This window comes from Actinocorallia herbida, assembly GCF_003751225.1.
GTDB lineage: Bacteria > Actinomycetota > Actinomycetes > Streptosporangiales > Streptosporangiaceae > Actinocorallia > Actinocorallia herbida.
Map to the genome: position 1 here is coordinate 6,923,870 of NZ_RJKE01000001.1, position 22,528 is coordinate 6,946,397.

Annotated in this window: 24 protein-coding genes and 1 riboswitch; of the genes, 14 read left to right on the forward strand and 10 right to left on the reverse strand. The window is 71.0% G+C overall.

The window, feature by feature from the left end; all coding sequences use genetic code 11:
- The first annotated feature begins 194 nt into the window (after positions 1 to 194).
- The 3 genes from EDD29_RS31640 (at position 195) to EDD29_RS31650 (ending at position 1,966) form a co-directional block, all read left to right on the forward strand.
- Complete coding sequence (locus tag EDD29_RS31640) at positions 195 to 1,064, forward strand: helix-turn-helix domain-containing protein (RefSeq protein ID WP_123667951.1); 870 nt, start codon at positions 195 to 197, stop codon at positions 1,062 to 1,064.
- Between the two features lie 14 nt (positions 1,065 to 1,078).
- A complete protein-coding gene (locus EDD29_RS31645) occupies positions 1,079 to 1,279 on the forward strand; it encodes a DUF397 domain-containing protein (RefSeq protein WP_123667952.1) in 201 nt (66 codons plus the stop codon).
- Between the two features lie 477 nt (positions 1,280 to 1,756).
- Entirely contained in the window at positions 1,757 to 1,966 is a 210-nt protein-coding gene (locus EDD29_RS31650) for a hypothetical protein (protein ID WP_123667953.1), read from the forward strand.
- A gap of 3 nt (positions 1,967 to 1,969) precedes the next feature.
- Here EDD29_RS31650 and EDD29_RS31655 read toward each other — a convergent pair whose 3' ends face one another.
- Positions 1,970 to 2,350: a hypothetical protein gene (locus EDD29_RS31655; RefSeq protein ID WP_123667954.1), complete on the reverse strand. Its 381-nt coding sequence runs from the start codon at positions 2,348 to 2,350 to the stop codon at positions 1,970 to 1,972.
- 990 nt (positions 2,351 to 3,340) lie between these two features.
- Between EDD29_RS31655 and EDD29_RS31660 the strand changes: the two genes are divergently transcribed.
- From EDD29_RS31660 to EDD29_RS31690, 7 genes are all read left to right on the forward strand, one after another.
- A complete protein-coding gene (locus EDD29_RS31660) occupies positions 3,341 to 4,513 on the forward strand; it encodes a tyrosine-type recombinase/integrase (RefSeq protein WP_123667955.1) in 1,173 nt (390 codons plus the stop codon).
- Between the two features lie 358 nt (positions 4,514 to 4,871).
- A complete protein-coding gene (locus EDD29_RS31665; RefSeq protein WP_123667956.1) occupies positions 4,872 to 5,084 on the forward strand; it encodes a MerR family transcriptional regulator in 213 nt (70 codons plus the stop codon).
- A 301-nt stretch (positions 5,085 to 5,385) separates the two neighbouring features.
- Positions 5,386 to 6,228, forward strand: coding sequence for a hypothetical protein (locus EDD29_RS31670; protein WP_148086161.1), 843 nt, complete (start codon positions 5,386 to 5,388; stop codon positions 6,226 to 6,228).
- Between the two features lie 25 nt (positions 6,229 to 6,253).
- Positions 6,254 to 6,712: a hypothetical protein gene (locus EDD29_RS31675; RefSeq protein ID WP_123667958.1), complete on the forward strand. Its 459-nt coding sequence runs from the start codon at positions 6,254 to 6,256 to the stop codon at positions 6,710 to 6,712.
- A gap of 174 nt (positions 6,713 to 6,886) precedes the next feature.
- Entirely contained in the window at positions 6,887 to 7,738 is an 852-nt protein-coding gene (locus EDD29_RS31680; RefSeq protein ID WP_170201670.1) for a phage major capsid protein, read from the forward strand.
- Between the two features lie 152 nt (positions 7,739 to 7,890).
- Positions 7,891 to 8,217: a hypothetical protein gene (locus tag EDD29_RS31685; protein ID WP_123667960.1), complete on the forward strand. Its 327-nt coding sequence runs from the start codon at positions 7,891 to 7,893 to the stop codon at positions 8,215 to 8,217.
- Positions 8,218 to 8,355: 138 nt separating this feature from the next.
- The gene (locus EDD29_RS31690; protein WP_123667961.1) at positions 8,356 to 8,799 is read left to right on the forward strand and encodes a hypothetical protein; all 444 of its coding nucleotides are present in this window, start codon (positions 8,356 to 8,358) and stop codon (positions 8,797 to 8,799) included.
- A 284-nt stretch (positions 8,800 to 9,083) separates the two neighbouring features.
- Here EDD29_RS31690 and EDD29_RS31700 read toward each other — a convergent pair whose 3' ends face one another.
- From EDD29_RS31700 to EDD29_RS46535, 5 genes are all read right to left on the reverse strand, one after another.
- Positions 9,084 to 9,428 (reverse strand): hypothetical protein, encoded by a 345-nt coding sequence (locus tag EDD29_RS31700; RefSeq protein WP_123667963.1) that lies wholly within the window; start codon positions 9,426 to 9,428, stop codon positions 9,084 to 9,086.
- Positions 9,418 to 9,750 carry a hypothetical protein gene (locus tag EDD29_RS31705; RefSeq protein WP_123667964.1) on the reverse strand — a complete coding sequence of 111 codons (333 nt, stop codon included), beginning with the start codon at positions 9,748 to 9,750 and terminating at the stop codon, positions 9,418 to 9,420. The genes EDD29_RS31700 and EDD29_RS31705 overlap by 11 nt, the downstream gene beginning before the upstream one ends.
- A 90-nt stretch (positions 9,751 to 9,840) precedes the next feature.
- Complete coding sequence (locus tag EDD29_RS31710) at positions 9,841 to 10,698, reverse strand: helix-turn-helix domain-containing protein (protein WP_123667965.1); 858 nt, start codon at positions 10,696 to 10,698, stop codon at positions 9,841 to 9,843.
- Positions 10,699 to 10,730: 32 nt separating this feature from the next.
- Positions 10,731 to 11,273, reverse strand: a complete 543-nt coding sequence (locus EDD29_RS31715; protein ID WP_342774453.1) for a DUF6879 family protein — start codon at positions 11,271 to 11,273, stop codon at positions 10,731 to 10,733.
- Positions 11,242 to 11,622 carry a hypothetical protein gene (locus EDD29_RS46535; protein ID WP_211360044.1) on the reverse strand — a complete coding sequence of 127 codons (381 nt, stop codon included), beginning with the start codon at positions 11,620 to 11,622 and terminating at the stop codon, positions 11,242 to 11,244. The genes EDD29_RS31715 and EDD29_RS46535 overlap by 32 nt, the downstream gene beginning before the upstream one ends.
- 477 nt (positions 11,623 to 12,099) lie before the next feature.
- Between EDD29_RS46535 and EDD29_RS31725 the strand changes: the two genes are divergently transcribed.
- Entirely contained in the window at positions 12,100 to 12,483 is a 384-nt protein-coding gene (locus EDD29_RS31725; RefSeq protein WP_123667967.1) for a pyridoxamine 5'-phosphate oxidase family protein, read from the forward strand.
- Complete coding sequence (gene cobM / locus EDD29_RS31730; protein WP_123667968.1) at positions 12,480 to 13,223, forward strand: precorrin-4 C(11)-methyltransferase; 744 nt, start codon at positions 12,480 to 12,482, stop codon at positions 13,221 to 13,223. Before EDD29_RS31725 ends, cobM begins: the two co-directional genes overlap by 4 nt.
- A gap of 103 nt (positions 13,224 to 13,326) precedes the next feature.
- Here the strand turns inward: cobM and EDD29_RS31735 are convergent, their stop codons facing one another.
- Positions 13,327 to 14,406, reverse strand: coding sequence for a cobalt-precorrin-5B (C(1))-methyltransferase (locus tag EDD29_RS31735; protein WP_123667969.1), 1,080 nt, complete (start codon positions 14,404 to 14,406; stop codon positions 13,327 to 13,329).
- On the opposite strand from EDD29_RS31735, the gene EDD29_RS31740 reads away from it, so the two are divergent.
- Positions 14,405 to 15,142: a cobalt-precorrin-6A reductase gene (locus EDD29_RS31740; protein ID WP_123667970.1), complete on the forward strand. Its 738-nt coding sequence runs from the start codon at positions 14,405 to 14,407 to the stop codon at positions 15,140 to 15,142. The two genes, EDD29_RS31735 and EDD29_RS31740, sit on opposite strands and share 2 nt — an antisense overlap.
- A 13-nt stretch (positions 15,143 to 15,155) precedes the next feature.
- Here the strand turns inward: EDD29_RS31740 and EDD29_RS31745 are convergent, their stop codons facing one another.
- From EDD29_RS31745 to EDD29_RS31755, 3 genes are read right to left on the reverse strand one after another with little or no spacing between them, the layout of a single operon-like run.
- Positions 15,156 to 16,670, reverse strand: coding sequence for a precorrin-2 C(20)-methyltransferase (locus EDD29_RS31745; RefSeq protein ID WP_123667971.1), 1,515 nt, complete (start codon positions 16,668 to 16,670; stop codon positions 15,156 to 15,158).
- Complete coding sequence (locus EDD29_RS31750; RefSeq protein WP_123670794.1) at positions 16,670 to 17,287, reverse strand: precorrin-8X methylmutase; 618 nt, start codon at positions 17,285 to 17,287, stop codon at positions 16,670 to 16,672. The genes EDD29_RS31745 and EDD29_RS31750 overlap by 1 nt, the downstream gene beginning before the upstream one ends.
- A gap of 3 nt (positions 17,288 to 17,290) precedes the next feature.
- The gene (locus EDD29_RS31755) at positions 17,291 to 18,697 is read right to left on the reverse strand and encodes a precorrin-3B synthase (RefSeq protein WP_123670795.1); all 1,407 of its coding nucleotides are present in this window, start codon (positions 18,695 to 18,697) and stop codon (positions 17,291 to 17,293) included.
- 66 nt (positions 18,698 to 18,763) lie between these two features.
- Positions 18,764 to 18,839: riboswitch (cobalamin riboswitch) on the forward strand.
- Between the two features lie 55 nt (positions 18,840 to 18,894).
- On the opposite strand from EDD29_RS31755, the gene cobN reads away from it, so the two are divergent.
- Positions 18,895 to 22,488 carry a cobaltochelatase subunit CobN gene (cobN, locus tag EDD29_RS31760; protein ID WP_123667972.1) on the forward strand — a complete coding sequence of 1,198 codons (3,594 nt, stop codon included), beginning with the start codon at positions 18,895 to 18,897 and terminating at the stop codon, positions 22,486 to 22,488.
- Positions 22,489 to 22,528 lie beyond the last annotated feature (40 nt).

The window sequence follows — 22,528 nt, forward strand, 5'->3', positions numbered from 1 at the left end:
GGTGCTCTGCCAAGTACACCGGCCGGGGCTGCTTTCGCTCTGGCGTTTCGCCATCGGGAAACTAGGCAGTTTCTCGCGTTCCTGCCGCGCACCTGCTACCCAACGTGCCAATCTGATCCCAGAATGAAGCACCACCGCCTTCTTGGCAACACCCCATTGGCAATTCGCCAAAACATCTGAGGGGATGATCATCGATGTCTGTGAGGCCGAGTCCTACCGTCCGAAGTAAGCGGTTGGCCCGAGAGCTACGACGGCTCAGGGAAGAAGCAGGTCAGACGATTGAGCAGGTTTGTTCCCGGGCGGGGAACGGCTGGAGCCCCAGCACCCTGGCCCGCTGGGAGGTGGGCGACCGGCGAATCCAACCGGCTGACCTCAAGAGCCTGCTTGGTGTGTACCAAGTAGATGATGAGACGGCGGAGGTCCTACTGAACCTCTCCCGCGAGGCTCGGCAGCGTGGATGGTGGCAGGCGTACGGGGATGTTCTCCCGTCGGAGTACAGCACCTACATCGGGCTGGAGACCGAGGCCAACGTCCTGTTGAGCTATCAACAGCAGCTTGTTGCCGGGATCGTTCAAACCGAGAGGTATGCCCGAGCCGTTATCAGGGCGGCTCGACCAGATGATGATGCAGCCTCCATCGAGCGACGCGTCGAGCTGAGGATGGATCGCCAACGAGTCCTTGCCGGTGACGATCCCTTGCGTCCGTGGATCATCTTGGACGAGGGCGCAGTGCGGCGGATGGTCGGTGGCCCGGATGTGATGGCCGAACAGCTCGATTGGCTCGCCGAAGTTGCCGATCGACCGGGTATTCACGTTCAAGTGATGCCCTACAGCGCTGGAGAGCACGCCGCGATGGCCTCATCGTTCGTGGTCTTGGCCTTCAACGACCCAGATCCCGACGTTGTTTACATCGATGCGGGGACCAGTGCCCTGTTCGTGGAGGAACCAGCCGAGGTCGGGACCTATAGACTGACATTCGACCACTTGAGAGCGTCCGCGCTGTCTCCTATCGAGTCAACGAGGCTCCTTCGTGCGCTCGCTAAGGAGATGCGCAAGGCCGTGTGAACGAAGGAGATCCGATGACAGCGGACATCTCCCCTGGATGGCGCGCGAGCAGCCGGAGCAGTGGCAACGGCGAGTGCGTCGAGGTCGCCGAGATCCCATCGGCAATCGGGGTTCGGGACAGCAAGAACCCCCGCCTTCCCTACCTCAGGGTCGCTGCCCCTGCGTTCCGCCGTCTCATCAGCCAGGTGAAAGCCGGGCGGCATGATCTAGCGTGATGACTTTCCCTTAGAGATCGAGGGGACCGCCGCTACGCGGCGGTCCCGAACAACGCCCAATCGGGCGTCCGGCGCAAGCGCCGGACGCCCGTTGTGCTGTTCGGGCCACCGCTCACGGCGGTCGATCCTCAGCAGCGCTTCATCACCCCCTCACCGGCCGGAGGACCACCAGGGCCACGGCGCGCCCTGTCGCAGGAGAACGGCGGTCATCTCCCAGCCGTGGCCAGGCGGCCCACCGCTCCGGCTCACCATCGCGGGTTGATCGACTCACGCAAGGTGGGACGACCGCATTGCACACGGCCCTGACTCGGCGGGGATCATGGTGCCCTCCCGGCTACGTGGATCGCCGAGGCGAGCCCAACTCACTCCCTGCGTCAAGGACACATTCTGTGCCGCTTCGCGGTGAGCTTCGCTCATCCTGGACTCCGGTCCCTCCTTGGGCTGAGCGGAGCTCATCCACTACACCAGGAGGGCACCATGAGTCTCCCCACCAACGTCAGGTCCGCGTGCAACGCGGCCGTCCTGCGTGAGCCGACCAACCCGCAGTGGTTCGCCTACGCGGTGGGCCGCCTGACCACTCCCGAGGACTGGGAGATGACCGCCGTCCTCCTGCTTGAAACCGGGCACGCCGAGTCCCTGGTGGTCCTCCTTCAAGCATCCGGCGAGCGTGTGACGAATCCCTTCTAAGAATCAAGGAGTCCCCGAACCGGCCCTAGGCGGCAGACCGAGCTTCTTAGCCCGCGCCTTGATCCCCGACCACCGCCGCCCCAGCGCCGACACCATCGCCGGGATCTCCGCACCCCGCTCCCACATCTCCCGCAACGCCGCCTCCTCATCGGCCGTCCACGCCGAATAGGCCCGAGGCTGCACCGTCCGGATAGCCGCCACGAGGTTCGCCGGAAGGTCCCCGCTCGTCAGGATCGACAGATCCGACGCCGCGACGTTCAAGACCCGCTCACCGCCCCTCAACCCGATCACGTGATCCAGCCGCACCGCCCCATGCACCAGTTGCTCACCCCCCACCCACTGAGGGCCCTTGAACATCACCCTGAACTCCTGCTCCGACGACACTGCCACCTCCGAGACGACGAACCACCGGTCTCCACTGGCGAACCACGACCACCGCCCAGCGCAACAACCGCGCCAAGGCACACCCCCGATTGTCCCCCGAAGCGATCAACGGAACCCGACCCCAAGGCAGCGATGGCGAGCGGCCGCCCGGCACGCGACGCCCGCCCCGCCGCCGCACCCGCCGCCGCACCCGCCACCCCACGGGATCGCCGACGACCACCCCGCAGCGACGGCCAGGGCGATCCCACAACCCGCAGCCCGAGGGGGCTCCGGTTTACCGATAGGCGGACCGCTCCAGGCGCTCCCACCGGTCACCGGGTGCCGCCCAGCCCGCACCCGCACCACACCACCGCGCACCCTTCACCGGTACAGGAATCCGACCACCAGCAGGGGCTCCCGCCCCCGCACCCCCGGCCCCACATCCGGCCCATTCGGCCGCCTACCCACTCAGGGACCGGGCGCGCGACCCTCCCCGCACCAACGCGCCATCCAGCGCGCCCAACCCCACCCAGCGCGCCCCGGCACACACCCGACGGCAGGCAGAGCCCAAGATCACGGCTCTGCCGGCCTCTCCACCACAGACGCCAGAAAAAGACTCCCCACCACCCGGGCGAGTGATCGAAACTCGTGCACCACGCGTCCGCTGACCAGGCAAAACGCCCTGACCATTGGCCCCTCTATGGCCCCCGAACAGCTGATCACAACCATCACCAGCCGGACGCCACCGGACAAGATCACGCCACCACGACCCGAATCCGCAGGTCAGCACCACCCCCCAGAAGCGAGGAAGCGGCCCCGGAGATCATCCGGAGCCGCCTGGGAGTCATCGTTTATCTGTGGATAACCCGCTTGCGGGGCCCTGGCCTGGCCTTACGTAAGTGGGCGAGCCTTGCTTACACCGCGCGTACACCGGCCGGTTCGGGATAACCCGCCTGAGCTGGGAGTATGTGGTGTGGGAGGGGTCGCCCGCTCGTTGGCTAGGAGGCCGGAGTGGCGCAGGACCCGAAGATCAACAAGTTGCCGAACGGCAAGTGGCGGATGCGGTGGAACAACGGCTCCAAGTCGTTCACCGCCGACACCCGTGATGAAGTCGTGGCGTTCAAGGCGGCGCTGCTGGCGGGCGGGATGGTGGACCCGCGTGCGGTCGTGGCCCCGGTGGCGGGAGGCCGGACGTTCCGCAAGGTCGCCAACGACTACATAGTGATGAAGAAGAAGAAGGGGCTGGCGCCGGGCACCATCGAGGGGTACGAGCGTGACCTCCGCTTGTATGTGCTGCCGGAGATCGGCGGCATGGACATCAACGAGGTGCGGCCCCCGCACATCCGGGCGGTGCTGGAGCGGGCAGGGAAGCGGCGTACGCCTGGGTCGCTGCGCAAGATGCACTCCAGCGTTCTGTACCCGATCTTCAAGTGGGCGATCGGGAACGAGTGGCGCGAGCGCGCGAACCCCTGCGAGATCACCGCGCAGGAACTGTCCCAGGAGACCCGCGAGCAGGGCGCGCTCCTGCCCGATGACGCCCCGATGTTCCTGGACTGCGGCTACGCGATCGCCGAGCCCGACGACGACGGGAAGGTTCTCGACCCGGACGGGCTGGCGGGGGACTTCTTCACCCTGCTGTACGGGACGGGTCTGCGCTGGCAGGAGGCCGCCGCGCTCGATGTGGGGTCGGTGGACTGGAAGCGGCGCGTGGTTGTGGTCAAGCAGGTGATCCGTCTGCACGTGGGCGTCGCGAAGGACAAGGGCAAGTCCCGGTACGCCTTCCGCGACATCCCGCTTCCCGCCGCCGACGACGACCCGTTGGTGGTGATGCTGCGGGCGCGGACCCGGGGCCGGTTCGCTTCCGAGCCGCTGTTCGTCACCGGCGCGGGCCGCAGGGTCTACAGCTCGGTCGCGCGGCGGCTCCTGCGTCACACGCTGGAGCTGGCCAAGAAGCTTCACGGGTACGCCGAGCAGTTCGGGTTCCACGGGTTCCGGCGCGGGTTCGCCACCGCCATGGAGGACCGCGAGATCCCCGAGCGCTCGCTGAAGCTCCTGCTCGGCCATGCCCGCCACACCGGCGCGACCAAGGCGTACGTGAAGCTCACCGCCAAGCAGGTCGAGAACATCCGCCCGTACGTGGGCGGGATGTGCTGGCGCGCCTCGGAACTCGCTCTGGCGGCCTGACCGGCTGGTCGTGTGGGTGCGGGGCCTGCTCGACCCCGCACCCTATCTATGTGAGCTGAGTCACATTTGGCCCGGAATTCCGGCTCGGCCGATGAAGCCATTTCCTTGACATTGGTCTGAGGGTGAAATCGCCGGATCCCTTGTGTCGTCGTGGCTTGTGTCAGTAAGCGGTTGACGACTTTCTAGGCTTCTACCTCGCAAAGAATGGGGGATGAAGGGGATGAAACCTGCAAAGTCGCAGGTGACAGGAGGTTTCGGATGTTCTAGAACTGTTCCCGGCAGATATCGAGTCGCTGCCGAAGGACCCCCAGGGCGGCCCCTCCCGACCTGCCCGGGATCTGTTGAGAAGGAGATTTCCATGCCGCTGCCCGACCCGGATCTGTACATCACCGAGAAGGAGCTGACCGAGCGGTTCGGGGTGTCCCAGAACTACCTGGGCACCTTGCGCCGGGCCGGGAAGCTGACCGGCTGGCTGAAGTTCGGGCACCGCTACGTCTACCGGCGCGCGGACCTGGACCGCATCGAGCAGGTCTTCGCGACCCAGTGGGCCAGCCGCCGCGACGCGGCCTGACTTCCTCTGCTCGACTCACAACTCACGATCTGTCGTTGGCGGCCCGCGTAGTCCAGGCGGCGCGCGGGGGTTCATCCGCCACGGGGAGCGCACCAGGGGTGCGGAGCCCGAGACACCAGCCAACTCGCACGCCGGGTCGGCCCCGGGACTCGGGTGCCGCACCCTTGCTCTTGCACGAGGAACGCATGACTCAACGACAAGGCCGCCCGGAACCCACATCCCGGACGGCCCCTCACACGATGCTCCCCACCAGCGTATCCGGTCCCCGCCATGCGGGCCGCTGCTGATGGTCTGGTTCAGGGTGGATGACGGCTTCCACTCCAGCCTCGACATGTTCGACGCCCCTGACTGCGCGGTCGCGCTGTGGGTGAAGGCCGGTTCGTGGTGCGCGGAGAAACTGACCGACGGGCGTGTCCCGGAGACGATGCCCTCGCGGCTGTGCGAGGACCCCGAGCGCGCCGTCGAGGAGCTGATCCGCCGCAAGGTGTGGAAGCGCACCAGAGACGGCTACAAGTTCATCCATTGGGCACCCGCGCAGAAACTCAAGAAGGACGTCGAGGGCGAGCGCGCGGCGTGGAGAGCCAAGAAGGAAAATCAGCGAGGAGACAAGAAGCCGCAGGCCAGAGGCGAAAACGCCCCGGATGTGTCCCCGGGGGACACCCGCCGAGACGCCCCGGGGGACGCACCCCGGACGCCCTCTGGGAGTCCCGCCGGTGTCCTGGATACCTCTTCCTCTTCCGGTTCCTCTTCCAGTCCGAAGGACGATCCTCCCCCCTCACCCCCCACCGACCGGGGGGAGCCGGATGGACGGGAGGACGATCCTGCTGCGCGGCACGACGAGACCGACCTGATAGCGGCGGTTGCCGAGGTGATCGGCGAAGTGTGCGGGCGGCCCGCGAGCCGTGAGCACGCCCGCAAGGTGTGCAGGCAGATCCTCGACGGCCGCGAGGTACGGCACCCGCTCCGGTACGTCACGACCGCGATCCGCAAGGACCCCGCCCTGTACGCGCCGCCCGCCGTCCGCCCGTCCGAACGTCCGCCGTCCGAGGCGATCGCGCCGGGACAGTGCGGGCACGGAGCGGCCAACGCCGCCGAGTGCGCGCTGTGCCGACGCGGCATGACCGCCTACGAACCCACTTCATGATCAGTACGCAGCGAAAGCAGGAACGATGACCGACGCGCCCACCCCCGAACCCATCACCGAGACCGTCACCGAACCGGCCGGCGCGCCTGAGGCCGTGCCCGAGACGGGTGGTCCGGACAAGCTCCGCAGCGAGGCCGCCCGGTACCGGCGTGCGCTGCGCGAGGCCGAGACCGACCGCGAGCGCCTGACGGGGCAGGTCGAAGCACTCCAGCGCGCCGAAGTCGCCCGGCTCGCGGGCGAACGGCTGGCCGACCCCGCCGACCTGTGGCGGGCCGGGACGCTGACGGTAGCTGACATGCTCACCGACAACGGAACCGTGGACGCTGCGAAGGTCTCCACCGCCGTGGAAGCCGTCCTGGCCGAACACCCGCACTGGCAGCGGCAGGTCATCCCGACCGCGAGGGAGGTCGGGCTCGGCGGAGCCGGGAACGACCCCGATCCGGTCGCCGATTTCGCCTCGTTCATCCGCAGGTCAGCGCAGTGATCGGCACGCGGTAGCCTGGTACGTGAGGGCGGTGTCCTCCGGCCGTGCCGGACCCCGCCCCTCACGTACCGGGCCCCAGGCGGGCCAGCGGGATCGAGCAGCGCTCTCCCGCCTCCGCAGTGCACACCGCCCCCTCGTGCGCGGCGCGTGTGCCTCCGCCTGGAGGCCCCTCCTTTGGCTCCGCTGCTCACCTCCTCCGCGCCCACCGGCGTCTCCCTCACCCCGTCCGGTCAGGCCGCGCTCGTCCTCGGCCCGCTGGAACGCATCTCCACCGCCCTGACCACCGCCACCGTCCTACGGACCAACACCGCCGAGACCCACGTCCCCTACCTGGGCACTGACGTGCCGACCGCATTCGTTGCCGAGGGCGAGGAACTGCCGACCGGAGAACCCGAGGTCCTCACCCTCAAGCTCCGCCCGGTCAAGATCGCCGCCCTGTCGAAGCTGTCGCGCGAGCTGGCAGGCGACTCCACCCCCGGCGCGGTCGAACTCGTCGGCCAGTCCATCGCTCGCAGCGTCCGCAAGACCCTCGACACCGCGTTCCTCAACGCACCCGGCACCGGCCTTCCCCCGCGCGGCGTCCTGGCCACCGCCGGGATCATCGACGGCGGCCAGATCACCGGCAACCTCGACCCGCTCGCCGACGCCATCGCCACCGTCCAAGACGCGGGCGGCAACGCCAGCCAGCTCGTCATGGCACCCAAGACGTTCTCCGCGCTGGTCAAGCTCAAGACCGCCGCCGGGTCCAACCAGAGCCTCCTCGGGGCACCGGCCGAAGCCCCCGCCTCCGCGTTCGCCCGCACCCTGCACGGCGTCCCGGTCACCCTGGACCCCGTCTGCCCGCCCGACACCATCGGCCTGTGGGACAAGACCGCCGTCGTCACCGTCTTGCGCGAAGACGCCACCATCGCTGTCTCCAACGACCACTACTTCGACTCCGACAGCATCGCCGTCCGCACCACCCTGCGCGCCATCTGGGCCGTCCTCGACCCCGCCCGCGTGGTCAAGCTGACCTACGGCACCTGACCCGCGCATCCCCACCCCCGGCAACCAGGCACCACCCCCGGCGATGCCCCTGCGAAGGGGTGGGGAGTCACCCCCTCCTCGTCCTGCTGGCTCACCGGCGGGTAGGCCCGCATGTGCGTGCCAAGCCTTTGAAGACCCGCCAGGAGGCGAAAGTGACCGGTGAAACGTTTCCCTGCCGCACCTGCGGCAACCCGGCCGTCCAACCGGCGACGGGACGGCCCCGCCGCTACTGCTCGCCCGCGTGCAAGCGGCGCACCGAGCAGAACATCCGGGCCGCGCGCAGGCGGCTTCGCCGGGCCGAGCGCGCCGTGTCGGCCTGGCACGCGGCGGTCACCGGGCAAGACCCGCTGGCCGGGCTGATCGGCACCCCCGAGGACGACGTGCGGCAATGGCAAGACGCCTGCGCCCGCCGCGACCAGGCACACGCCGATCTAGCCGCCCTGCTCCGCGGCAATGTGGCGCACGCCTCACCGGTGTAGCCGGCGGGGTGAACCCGGACCCCATCGGCGAGGATGCCCGCCCGCTGCGGCGTCTTCGCCGATGGCGGGCTTCTTGGAGGTGCCCGATGCCTGGATTGAGGGTGGTCACGCACCAACCACCCGACGAAAGGCACCACGATGGCCACCACCAACCGCACCACCACCGCCAAGGCCGCGACCACCAAGCGCCCGCAGGCCCCGCGCACCACCACCGGCAAGGCCAACACCCCGGCCGCCGCCCCCGCCCCCGCACCGGCCGCCACGGGGTCGCCCGCGCCCGACCAGGCCACCCCCACCGCACCGGCCCCGGCCGCCACGGTCAAGGCCCCGCAGCCCTACATCCGCAAGGACCGCACCCGCCGCGCCACCGGCAGCCGCGTCCAGGTCCTCGACCTGCGCGCCGCCGACGCCCCCGCCGACGCCATCGCCCCCGCCGAAGGCGACGGCAAGCCGCTGAACTACGCCGCCCGGTGCGTCACCCACGAGCAGCACCAGCACTTCGCCACCTACGCGCAGGCGTACGCAGCGGCGAAGTCCTCAGCCGACTGGTGTGGCACCTGCAAGCCCACCGAGCAGGAGTAGCCCCACGCAGTCGGCGGCCCGGCTTCCCACCTGGGAGCCGGGCCGCCGAACGCACCGGGACGATGTTCAGGCAGCCAGGGAAGAGCCCGACCACCGCCCTGCCTCTCCTCCCGACGGGGAAGCCTCCAGCACCCCGAGAAGGTCTTGAGGAGCAGTCGCACGATAGAACTCGCTGCGCCCCCGGACGGCCAGCCAGTCACCGCGCCACGGGTCGTAGATGATCCCCCAACTGGTGAAGCGGTCCCGCAGCCGGGCCAACCACGCGGTGACCTCGCCGGGGCTCATCACTCGCCCCCAAGAGCTGCCTTGATCGCCATCAGCGCGCCGGTGACGTCCTCGGCTTCAGCGAGCGGCTTGCCCCCGGCGAAGGTGAACCACAACCTACCGCCGTCGTCGGCACGAGGCCCGCACCAGACCTCCACCACCACGGGCGGAATTGCCCCCGGGGGACCGACCATCAGCCCCTTGGACATCCGCCGGACCACGAACCCTTGGCCCTCCAGCAGGTTCCCGAGTTGGAACAGCGCAGCGGCCTCAGGCGCGACCATGGGAACGGTCTCATCCGGCCGGTCCCCCGGGACGACCGTCCCGTCCAGCGCCTCGCGGCTTCGTCTGCGGTCAAGCGCCACGGCCAGCCACCTGCCGGTTCTGGAACAACCAGCCCTGTACGTCCCGGCTGGCCGCCTCCAGGTTGCCCACGGGGCAGATCGAGCCGTTCCACGAGGAGTACCAGAACCACGACGCTCCCTGCTCCGGGTGCTCCCGCACCACGACCCGGCAGGACAGCTCGGGCCGCTTCGGGTTATGCACGCGCAGGCTGGAAGCCCCCTCACGCTCCCCCAGCTCGATGATCAGACCCGCGTCCTGCAGCAGAACACCGAGCCTGGCGAGGTCGCTGCTTCCGCGCGGGTTGGTCGATGGCCGCTCCAGCGGCCTGTCCAAGAACGTCACGGGGATCTCCTTGACGGTAGGCACTTTGGCTTACCCGCAAGCTAGGTCTCGTGGTCGGCTTGGTCCCAGCAGTGTGCGTCAGTTTGCTCGTCAATTCGGCGGGGCGTCCAATGCCTCCAAAGCCCCGGTGATCAGGGATCGAGCTCGCGGCCCGTAGACCGCGCTTTCGCTTAGCTCGGCAAACGCCTTCGTGTAGATGCCGATCTCGCGGGGCTGGGTGATGGCGAGCTCGGCGGAGGGCGTCTCGACCAGGACGCGCCCTTCATCGAAGATCCAGAAGCCGGACATGGGCCAGATGACGCGGTCGATGCTCGCCGGGATGATGCCGAGGCTGACGTTCGGTTGAGAGGCCAGCGTGAGCAGGTGGCCGAGCTGCCCCGCCATGACGTCAGCACCGCCGATGCGGGCACGGAGGGCCGCTTCTTCGAGGACGACGGCGAACCTGTGGACTCCGGCTTTGACGACCTTCTGGCGATCCATACGGGCCGCGACCGCTTCGTCGGCGTCGTCGGGGATGCCTCGGAACGTGATGACCGCGCTCATGAGGGCGTGGGCGTACTCGCGGGTCTGGAACAGGCCGGGGACGAGCGACGGCTCGTAGATGCGGAACCGGGCCGTGCGCTCGTACAGGGGGACGGCTGATTGCTGGTGCTTGCGCATCCCCGTGCGCTGAACTCTGCGCCACTCGGTGTACATCTCGTCGATGGCGCGCAGCGACTCGACGAGGTCGGCCGCTTGGTCCTCCACGCCGCAGTGCAGGCACCAGATGCGAAGGTCGGCTTCGCTGGGTACCTGCCTGCCGTATTCGATCTTGCTGATCTTGGAAGAGTGCCAGCCTGCCAGACGGCCGAGGTCGCGGCCTGACAGGCTGGCGTCGGTTCGGATCTCGCGCAGGCGCGCGCCGAGGGCTCTGCGGGCGCGCTCTACGGCGGACGAGGGCGGAGTCACCGGAGGCCGGCGGGGACGGAGAGGAGCTGGCTTCAAGCGGTCCGGTACTCCTCGTGGGCCGTAGCCAGATGCCAGACCGCGTCGAACGCCGAACTACACAGGTCGGTGATCTCCGGGTCCTTCGTCCACTCGACCCCGGCCCAGTCGCCTACGCCGTTGAAGTGGTTGAACATGACGCGCTCGCCGTCGAGGAGCCAGAAGTCACAGCCGGGCAGCGCCAGCGGAGCGGCCTTTCGCCGAGGGAGCCAGCGCACCTGTTCGCCCGCCAGGACGTTGGTGAACGTCATGTCGTACTCGAATCGGATGTACTCGGTGACCGGTTCGGACACGATGCGCGCCCGCCGCACCTCGACGCCCCTGCTGACGGCCTCCTCGACCAACCCGAGCCAGGGCCGCCACCAAGACGCCCGGTCTTCCGGGTCGTCGCGGTGCCCGGCCTTCCAAGCGTTGAACAGGGCGTCTTCGCTGGACACCCAGTAGGTGTCCCGCATCTCCAAGTGGACGGCCGACCTGGTGCACTCGCGGAACATCTGGGTCCACTGTTCAAACGTGGGCGGTCCTGCGGTCCACTCCATCAACTGCCTCCGTGAGGTCGTCCTTGGGCACTTCGATGACGGTCTCGTGGTCGGGCAGGTGGAGTTGCGCCAAGACGGCGGGGTCGGTGACCTTCGGCCCCTTCAACACGTACATGGTCCCGGTGTCGAACAGCATGTGGCAGCCGGGCCGCAGGCGCACGCCGTCCGGCAGATGGTCCATCAGCGTCTTGTGCACTTCCACCAGAGCTTCGCCGTCTTCTAGCTCGAAGTGTGCCAGGGCCGCCATGTTCAGGACGATATAGCCCTGAATCACCCAGGTGTCTCCGTGGTCGTAGAGGGTCGGCGACCCACCGTCGATCGTCTCTTTTCCGAGGAACCGTAGCGGCATCGCCGCCCCCTTCGCCGAAGGTGTGCGCTGGATTGCTTACCCAGCACCCACCTAGTGCCCCAACACGCAAACCCAAAAGCACACATGGCCGCAGGCGGTCACCCCAGTAGAAGGTCACCCCAGGTGAGAGCAGGGTCACCAGGTGACGGGCCGCGCACATGTACGGCGGTGTAACCCTTACACCCACCCCCGTGCACGCACGTTGGTCACCGTGCACCCGTGTGCACTAACGTGCGCCCCTAGCTGGGCCCGTTTGCCCAGCTCCAGGCCAGGGCCCCGCCCCTAGGTAACTGTGGATAACTTTCTGCGGTCTTTCTCGCACAGGAAGTCATCGTCGGCCGCGCTGTTCGCCGGTCGCCCCGCGCCGCCCGGCCGGGGAGGCGCCCGGCACCCGGAAGCCGAGGAAAGCTAGGGTGTGACGCGTCCGCGGCGAGGTCCGCGGCAGCAGAGCAGGTTCAGTCGCAGGGGGTTCGCAACGTGGTCGAGTTCGGTCCGGAGGCCGTCGAGTTCTGGCGGGAGTACCACATCTGCACCTTGACGACGCTGCGGCCGGACGGGACCCCTCACGTCGTCCCCGTGGGCGTGACCCTCGACCCGGAGGCGGGCGTCGCCCGGGTGATCTGCGACGGCGGATCGCGCAAGGCGCGCAACGCCGCGCTGCCCGGTGCCCGCGCCGTCGTCTGCCAGGTCGACAAGGGCAGGTACACCACGTTGGAGGGCGTCTCCTCGGTTCTGGCGGACGGGGCCGCGGTGGCCGACGCGGTGCGCCGCTACACCGAGCGCTACCGCGAACCGCGCGTGAACCCGAACCGCGTGGTCATCGAGATCGCGATCGACCGGGTGATCGGCACCGTCAAGTGACGGTCTACTTCATCGGGGCAGGGCCCGGCGCGCCCGACCTCATCACCGTGCGCGCCCAGCGGATCATCGCGAAGGCCCCGGTCTGCCTGTACGCGGGGGCTCTCGTGCCGCCGGAGCTGCTGGAGGACTGCCCGGACGGGGCGCGCAAGGTGGACACCGCGGATCTCGACCTCGACCGGATCCTCGCCGAACTGACCGCCGCCCACGCGGCGGGACTGGACGTCGCCCGCCTGCACTCGGGCGACCCCTCGGTGTTCAGCGCGATGGCCGAGCAGATGCGCCGCCTCGACGCCGCGGGCGTCCCCTATGAGGTCGTGCCGGGCGTACCGGCGTTCGCCGCGGCGGCCGCCTCCCTGCGCCGGGAGCTGACGGTTCCCGGCGTGGGCCAGACCGTCGTCCTCACGCGGACCTCCGCGCGCGCCACTCCGATGCCCGAAGGCGAGGACCTGCCTTCGCTCGCGCGCAGCCGCTCGACGATGGTGCTGCACCTCGCCGTGCAGCGGATCGACGAGGTGGTGGCCGACCTGGTGCCCTCCTATGGCCCGGACTGCCCCGCCGCCGTCGTCGCCCACGCCTCGCGCCCCGCGGAGGTCATCCTGCGCGGCCGCCTCGCCGACCTGCCCGCCCTCGTCCACGAGGCGGGCATCAAGCGCACCGCCGTCATCATCGTCGGCCAGGTCCTCACCGCCCACGACTTCCCCGACAGCCACCTGTACTCGACCGCCCGCCCCCGCCACTGACCGCCCCGGCCGCGTCCGGCCACGGCTCCGCCGCAGCCCTGGCCGGACACCCCGCCGAACACGGGGCCGAACACGGGGCCGAACACGGGGCCGAAAAGCACGCTCAGGCTCTTCCCACGATGGTTCCGGCTCGGTCGATGACGACGACGTCGACGGCCACGGGGGCTTCGCGGAGGACAGAGAGGGCGGTCCGGCGGGCGTGGCGGGCGACGAGGTCGCCCAAGGGGATGTCGGCCTCCTGGCAGAGCTGGAGGGCGGCGAGGGCGGTGTTGGCGTGGGTCAGGCGGGCCGCCAGGGCGTCGGTGGCGCCGGCGTCGGCGGCCAGGCGGGCGAGGAAGTCCTTGTCGACCTGGGAGCGGCTGGAGTGCAGGTCGAGGTGGCCGTCGGCGAGTTTGGCGAGTTTGCCGATGCCGCCCGCGATGGTGAGGCGCGGGACGGGGTGGCGGCGCAGGTATTTCAGGACCGCTCCGGCGAAGTCGCCCATGTCCAGGAGCGCCTCGTCGGGCAGCCCGTAGAGGCCGCGCACGACCTGCTCGGAGGTGCTCCCGGTACATCCCGCGACGTGCTCGTGGCCGAGGGCGCGGGCGACGTCCACGCCCCGGCGGATGCTGTCGATCCAGGCCGAGCAGGAGTAGGGCACGACGACGCCCGTGGTGCCGAGCACGGACAGGCCGCCGAGGATGCCGAGCCGGGGGTTCCACGTCTTGCGCGCGATCTCTTCGCCGTTCTCGATGGACACCTCCACCTCGACGTCCCCCGTGCCTCCGTACCGGGCGGCCGTCTCCGCGACGTGTTCGGTCATCATCTTGCGCGGCACGGGGTTGATCGCGGGTTCGCCGACGGCCAGCGGAAGCCCCGGCTTGGTGACGGTCCCGACACCGGGTCCCGCCGCGAACCGCACGCCCGTCCCGGGCTCCCCGAGGCGGACCGTGGCCATGACGACGGCCCCGTGCGTCACGTCGGGATCGTCTCCGGCGTCCTTGACGACGCCCGCCATCGCCCGGCCCGGGGCGAGTTCCTCGCGGTCGAGCGCGAACGCCGGGCGCTGCCCCCGGGGCAGCACGATCTCCACCGGGTCGGGGAACTCCCCGGTCAGCAGCGCCGTGTACGCCGCCGTGGTGGCGGCCGTGGCGCAGGCTCCGGTGGTCCATCCGTAGCGCAGGCCTGATTGGGTTGAGGACATGAGATCCGTACTCGTGCTCGGTGGAACGGGCGAAGCCAGGCGGCTGGCTGACGTGCTCTCCGCCGTGCCCCGCCTGCGGACAGTGTCCTCCCTCGCAGGGCGGGTCGCCCAACCGGCCCTGCCGTCGGGCGAGGTCAGGACCGGCGGGTTCGGCGGCGCGGACGGGCTGGCGGCCTGGCTGCGGGACGAAGGCATCGACCTCGTCGTGGACGCCACCCACCCGTTCGCGTCGGGGATGACGGCTTCCGCCGCGGAGGCCGCCGCCCGTACGGGCGTGCCGTTGCTCGTGCTGCGCAGGCCCGGATGGCACCCGGTGGAGGGCGACCGCTGGCACTGGGCGGCGGACGTCGCCGAGGCGGTCAGGATGCTTCCGGACCTCGGGAGCCGGGTCTTCCTCACCACGGGCCGCCAGACGATCGGCGAGTTCGCCCACCTGGACGACCTGTGGTTCCTCGCCCGTTCGGTGGACGCCCCCGCCCCGCCCGTACCGCGCGGCCTCCACGTCGTGCTGGACCGCGGGCCCTTCACGTTCGACGGCGAGCTCGCCCTCATGCGCGAGCACGGCGTGGACGTCCTGGTGACCAAGGACAGCGGCGGGCCCATGACGTCGGCGAAGCTCGCCGCGTCCCGGGCGCTCTCCTTGCCGGTCCTGCTCGTGCGCCGTCCTGCGCTGCCCGAGGGCCTGCCCGTCGTCTCCACCGTGGAGGAGGCGGCGGCGTGGGTCCGCGGGAGCTGACCCACGCCGGTGCTCAGGCCGGGTAGCGGCGCGGCGTGTAGACGACGGGGCCGCCCGGCCGGTCGACCGCGCGGGTCGTCGACGAACCGATGATCACCAGGGTGCGCATGTCCACGTCGGCCGGGACGAAGTCGGCGAGGGTGGTCACGGTGAGGCGCTCCCCCGGGCCGCCGACGTCCCTGCCGAGGACGACCGGGGTCGTCGGCGCGCGGTGCTCGAGGAACAGCGCCCGGGTCTTCTCGATCTGCTCGCGGCGGGTCTTCGACGCCGGGTTGTACAGCGCGACGACCAGGTCCGCCCGGGCCGCGGCGGTGAGTCGCTCCGCGACGACCTCCCACGGCTTCAGGATGTCCGACAGCGAGATGACGCAGAAGTCGTGGCCGAGCGGCGCCCCCACGCGGGACGCGACGGCCTGCGCGGCGGTGAGGCCCGGCACGACCCGGACGGGCACGCCCGCGAACCGCTCCTCCTCCGCGACCTCCAGGACGGCGCTCGCCATGGCGAAGACGCCCGGATCGCCCGAGGACACGACGGCCACGCGCGCGCCTTCGAGGGCGAGTTCCAGCGCGTGGGCCGCGCGTTCGGCCTCGACGCGGTTGTCGGTCGGGAAGCGGCGCTGCCTCGGGTTCGGGGGGACGCGGTCCAGGTAGGGGCCGTAGCCGATGAGGGTGTCCGCGGCGGCGAGCGCGTCCTGCGCCTCGGGGGTCAGCCACGGGCGTCCTGCGGGCCCGAGCCCTACGACGACGACTTCGCCGGCGCCCTTGGCCGCGCGTGACGGCGTCAGTTCCTGCCGGACGGGCACGTGCTCGTTCATCGGGCTGGGCAGGAGCGCGAGGGAGAAGTACGGGGCGGAGGCCGGGTCGACGTCGGCGAGGCGTTCGATCCGTTCGGCCCCGGTGGTCGCGCGCTCCACGTACCAGGCCTCGTCGAGCCGTCCGGCGCGCTCGAGCGCGGCCCGGACCTTGGGGAACGTCCTGCCGAGCTTGAGCACCGCGACGGCGTCGCCGCCGGACAGGTGCGCGGCGAGGGTGTCCTCGGGCAGGGTGCCCGGTAGGACCGTCAGGGTCTCTTCGCCTTCCACCAGGGGCTTGCCCAGCGCCGCGGAGGCGCCGCTCACGGAGGTGACCCCGGGCACGACCTCGGCCTCGTAGGTGTGCGCGAGCCGCTTGTGGAGGTGCATGTACGAGCCGTAGAAGAGCGGGTCTCCTTCGGCGAGCACCACGACATCGCGTCCGGCGTCCAGATGGGCGGCCAGCCTTATGGCGCACTCCTCGTAGAACTCCTCCAGCGCGCCCCTGTAGCCGCCGGGATGATCGGTCGTCTCCGTGGTGACGGGGTAGAGCAGGAGCTCCTCGACCTGGCCGGGCCGCAGATAGGGGGCGGCGACGGACCTGGCGATGCTGCGCCCGTGCCGCGCGGCGTGGTAGGCGATCACCTCCGCCGAGCCGATGAGCCGGGCGGCCTTGACCGTCACCAGTTCGGGGTCTCCCGGCCCCAGGCCCACCCCGTAGAGCTTGCCGGTGCGCATCACTCCTCCTCGCTGGCGATGGCGTTGACGGCGGCGACGGCCATGGCGCTGCCGCCGCGCCTTCCGTGGACGACGACGTAAGGCAGGTCGCTCGCTGCGAGCGCCTGCTTGGACTCGGCGGCGCCGATGAACCCGACGGGCACGCCGATGACGAGGGCGGGCCGTCCGGCGCCCGCCTCGATGAGCTCAAGGAGCCGGAACAGCGCGGTCGGCGCGTTGCCGATGGCCACGACCGCGCCCTCCAGGCGGTCGCCCCACAGGTCGAGTGCGGCGGCGCTGCGCGTATTGCCGAGGCGGGCGGCCAGGGCGGGCACGGACGGGTCGTCGAGCGTGCAGACGATCGCGTTGTCGGCGGGCAGCCTGCGGCGGGTGATGCCGGAGGCGACCATCTTGGCGTCGCAGAGCACGGGCGCGCCGCCGAGCAGCGCGGCCCTGCCGGACGCGACCGCGCCGGGCGACCAGGCGACGTCGCCGACGAGGTCGGTCATGCCGCAGGTGTGGATCATGCGGACGATGACGCGGGCCACGTCGTCCGGCAGCCCCGCGAGGTCCGCCTCGGCGCGGATCGTCGCGAACGACCGCCGGTAGATCTCCGCGCCGTCGCGGATGTAGTCCATCACTCAGCCCCTTCGTGCCGCCGTGACGGCGGCCCCCGCCGTCACGAGCGAGGACAGTACCGGCCCTTCGGACACCCGGTAGCCATCGGGCACCGCGACGACGTCCACGACGGAGCCCTCGGGCCTTCCGCAGCGGCGGTCGCATCCGGACCAGTGCACCCGCTCCCGGCCCGCGGTCATGACCGCGAGCGCGTCGGCCCGGACGTCGGCGAGAGCCTTGCCGCAACCTGGACGTCCCGTGCACGCGGTCACCCCGGCGAGGGCGTCACGCGGGTCCACGACGAACCCGTGACGCGCGAGTTCTTCGACGATCTCAGGTCCGCCCGTCACGACGACGCTGCGCCAAGGCGTCACGACGATCCGCTCCCACGCGGTGAGCGCCTCGGCTTGGGCGACGGAAAGGCGGCCGAGGGGAGCTCCGGCCACCCAGACGCCGTCGGCCACGCGGCCCACCGGGACCGGCCCGGCGTCCGCGCTCTGTGCCGGGTCTTCGGGAAGCCCACGCGTCACGAAGGACAGGTCTCCCAGCGCGCGCACGACGCCCGGGACGGCTTCGGGCAGCTCCGTGAGCCGCCACGCGGTGGATCCCAGGACCGCCCGCTCGACGAGGAATGCCTCGGCGGAGGCGAGCAGCGCGGGCACGACGTCCGCAGCGCCGACCGCCAGTCCGGTGGAGGCTCCGGCCAGGTGGAGCACGAAGGTGTCCGGCCCGAGGGCGCGGGCCGAGACGTCGGCCCGCGGGAGCCGGTGGTCCCCGCCGTCGTCCAGGGCGAACAGGAACCGGCCGGGCAGCTCCGCCAGGCCGGGCGTCGCGCACAGCGCCCGGTCCAGCGCCCCCACCAGCACCCCGACATCGGCCCGCCCTCCCCCGGCGAAACCCCCGCCGCCGACGCCTCCGCGCCCACCCTGGCCACCGAGACCGGGGAGACCGCCGGAACCGGTGGGGCCGCCTGAGCCGTGGCGACCGCCGGGTTCTTCGCGCAAGCCGCGGTCGCCGGGACCGGTGAGGCCACCAGGACCGCCCGGTCCGCCAGTGCCGATGAGGCCGCCGGGTTCTTCGCGCAAGCCGCGGTCGCCCGGCCCGGCGGGAACGCCGAGGGCGCTCAGGGGGGAGGCGAGGATGTTGCGCACCCGTTCGTGGGTGGGGGACGGCAGGAGGCCCGCCGCGGCGAGGCGGGCGGCGAGTTCGGGGACCCGGTCGGGGTCGACGCCGCGCACCTGGACGTTGGCCCGCGAGGTCAGTTCGAGCTCGCCGGAGCCGAGCTCGCCGGCGGCCTCGGCGAGTGCCCGGACCTGCGCGGACGTGGCGATACCGCCCGGCAGCCGGACCCGCGCGAGGGCGCCGTCGGCGGCGGTGTGCGGTCGGAGCGCGCCGGGGCAGGCGTCCGGACGGTCACGTCGGGTGGTCATGGCGCCATGGTGCCACTTGCCAGCGAACCGCCCGAAACCGGTAATGTCACCTGAGACGAGTCGTGTGAGGAAACCGGTGCGAACCCGGTGCTGTCCCGCAACTGTGATCGGAAGCCGCGAGGCACCCGAGAGTCAGACACTCCCGCCCGTCGACCGACCGACGACCGGGGCGCGGACCCCGAGGGAGGACCGTCGCCATGGGCGCGCCCGCTTTCGAGAGCGGCACGATCGTGCTGCTCTCGACCTCTGACACCGACCTGCTCAGCGCGCGCGCTTGCGGCGCCGACTACAGGCTCGGGAATCCGGCCCGTCTCACCCCCGCCGATCTGCCCGCCCTCACCGAGGGCGCCTCCCTGGTCGTGGTGCGCCTGCTGGGCGGCCGCCGGGCGTGGGAGGAGGGCCTGGACGCCCTCCTCGCCGGCAGGATCCCGGTCGTGGTCCTCGGCGGAGAGCAGGCCGCGGACGCCGAGCTGATGGAGCTGTCCACGGTCCCGTCAGGGGTGGCCGCGCAGGCGCACGCCTACCTCGCGCACGGTGGCGAAGGCAACCTCGGCGAGCTGTACCGGTTCCTGTCCGACACCGTCCTGCTGACGGGCTTCGGCTTCGAGTCCCCCCGGGAGACACCCGTGTGGGGCGTCCTCGACCGCCCGTCGCGCGAGTCGGACGGCCCGGTCGTCGCGGTCCTGTACTACCGCGCCCACCACACGGCCGGGAACACCGCCTTCATCGAGACGCTGTGCACGGCGCTCGAGGACAAGGGCGCAAGGCCCCTCCCCGTCTACTGCGCCTCCCTGCGGTCGGCCCCTGCCGACCTGCTCGACGTCCTCGCCTCCGCCGACGCCCTCATCGTGACGGTCCTGGCCGCGGGAGGCACCCGTCCGGGCGCGGTGTCCGCGGGCGGCGACGACGAGCTGTGGGACGTGGGCGCGCTCGCAGCCCTCGACATCCCCATCCTCCAGGGCCTGTGCCTGACCTCCAGCCGCGCCGAGTGGGCGGCCAACGACGACGGCCTCTCCCCCTTGGACGCCGCCTCCCAGGTGGCGATCCCCGAGTTCGACGGGCGGATCATCACCGTTCCGTTCTCCTTCAAGGAGATCGACGAGGACGGCCTGACCGTCTACGTCGCCGACGAAGAGCGCGCCTCCCGCGTCGCGGGGATCGCGCACCGGCACGCGCTGCTGCGGCACGTGCCGGCCGCGGAGAAGCGGGTCGCGCTGATGCTGTCGGCCTACCCGACCAAGCACTCGCGCATCGGCAACGCGGTCGGCCTGGACACCCCGCGCAGCGTCGTCCGGATGCTGCGCGCGCTGGACGAGCGGGGCTACCGGGTCGGCGAACTGCCGGGCGTGGCCGAGCAGGACGGCGACGCGCTGATCCACGCGCTCATCGCGGCGGGCGGCCAGGACGAGAACTGGCTGACCGAGGAGACGCTGGCCGCGAACCCGGTGCGCATCTCCGGCGAGGACTACGGAAGGTTCTTCGCCACCCTGCCCGCGGACCTGCGCGCCTCGATGACCGAGCACTGGGGCGAGGCGCCGGGGAGCCTGTTCGTGCACGACGGCGACATCGTGCTCGCCGCGCTCACCGCCGGCAACGTCGTGGTCATGGTGCAGCCTCCGCGGGGGTTCGGGGAGAACCCCATCGCGATCTACCACGACCCCGACCTGCCCCCCAGCCACCACTACCTGGCGGCCTACCGATGGCTCCAGGACTCCTTCGGCGCGCACGCGATCGTGCATGTGGGCAAGCACGGCAACCTGGAGTGGCTGCCCGGCAAGGGCGCGGGCCTGTCTGCGGACTGCGGCCCGGACGCCGCTCTCGGCGACCTCCCTTTGATCTACCCCTTCCTGGTCAACGACCCGGGTGAGGGCACCCAGGCCAAGCGCCGCGCGCACGCCGTCCTGGTGGACCACCTCGTCCCGCCGATGGCGCGCGCCGACGGCTACGGCGACATCGCCCGGCTGGAGCAGCTCCTCGACGAGCACGCGGGCATCGCGGCGATGGACCCGGCGAAGCTCCCGGCGATCCGCGCCCAGATCTGGACGCTCATCCAGGCCGCGAAGCTCGACCACGACCTGGGCTTGGCGGACCGGCCGCACGACGCGGAGTTCGACGACTTCCTCCTGCACGTCGACGGCTGGCTGTGCGAGATCAAGGACGTGCAGATCCGCGACGGCCTGCACGTGCTGGGCGAGGCGCCCGAGGGCGAGGCCCGCGTGAATCTCGTCCTGGCGATCCTGCGGGCCCGGCAGATGTGGGCGGGCAGGCAGTCGCTGCCGGGCCTCCGCGAGGCTCTGGGCCTCGCCGAGGACGGTTCCGCGGGACGGGCCGAGACCGACGCCGCCGAAGACCTGGCCTCCCGTCTCGTGCGCGCGGCCGAGGCGGGGGGCTGGCTCGACCCCGCGGGCGCCGTCCGCGACGTGCTGGGCCGTGCGGACGCCGCGGTGGAGGCCGTGCTGCGGTTCGCCGCCGACGAGGTCGTGCCGCGCCTGGCCCGCACGACCGACGAGATGACGCATGTCCTGCACGCCCTGGACGGCGGCTATGTCCCGGCCGGACCGTCCGGGTCGCCGCTGCGCGGCCTGGTGAACGTGCTGCCGACGGGCCGGAACTTCTACTCCGTCGACCCCAAGGCCATCCCGAGCAGGCTGGCGTGGGCGACGGGCCAGGCGATGGCCGACTCCCTGCTCGACCGCTACCGGTCCGAGCACGGCGAGTGGCCGGCGAGCGTGGGCCTGTCGGTGTGGGGGACGAGCGCGATGCGGACCGCGGGCGACGACGTCGCCGAGGTTCTGGCCCTGCTCGGCGTCCGCCCCGTCTGGGACGACGCGTCCCGCCGCGTCACCGGCCTCGAGGTGATCCCGGCCGACGAGCTGGGCCGCCCCCGCATCGACGTGACGGTAAGGATCTCCGGTTTCTTCCGGGACGCCTTCCCGCACGTGGTGGCGATGCTGGACGACGCCGTAAGGCTGGTCGCCCACCTCGATGAGCCCGACGAGGCCAACTACGTCAGCGCCCATGTGCGCGGCGATCTCGCCGAGCACGGCGACGCCCGCCGTGCGACCCTCCGGGTGTTCGGCTCCCGGCCGGGCGCCTACGGCGCGGGCCTCCTCCCCCTGATCGACAGCCGCAACTGGCGTGACGAAGCGGACCTCGCCGAGGTCTACGCCGTCTGGGGCGGCTTCGCCTACGGCCGCGACCTGGACGGGGTGCCCGCGCGCGCCGACATGGAGTCCGCCTATCGCCGCATCGCGGTGGCCGCCAAGAACGTCGACACCCGCGAGCACGACATCGCCGACTCCGACGACTATTTCCAGTACCACGGAGGCATGGTCGCCACCGTGCGCGCGCTCACCGGACGGGCTCCGGCCGCGTACATCGGCGACAGCACCCGGCCGGAGGCGATCCGCACGAGGTCCCTCACGGAGGAGACGTCACGCATCTTCCGCGCCCGGGTCGTCAACCCCCGCTGGCTGGCGGCGATGCGAAGGCACGGGTACAAGGGCGCCTTCGAACTGGCGGCCACGGTGGACTACCTCTTCGGTTACGACGCCACCACCGGCGTGGTGGCCGACTGGATGTACGACCGGCTCGGCCGGACCTACATCCTCGACCCCGAGAACCGCGCGTTCCTCGACCAGGCGAACCCGTGGGCCCTGCACGGCATGGCCGAACGCCTCCTGGAGGCCGCCTCACGCGGCATGTGGGCCGAACCCGACCCCGAGGTCCTCGCCGGCGTCCGCCAGGCCTACCTGGAAACCGAGGGCGACCTGGAGTCCGGCATGGAGTGACGGAATCCGGTTAAGGTCTCCGTGTGACGGATCTACTCCG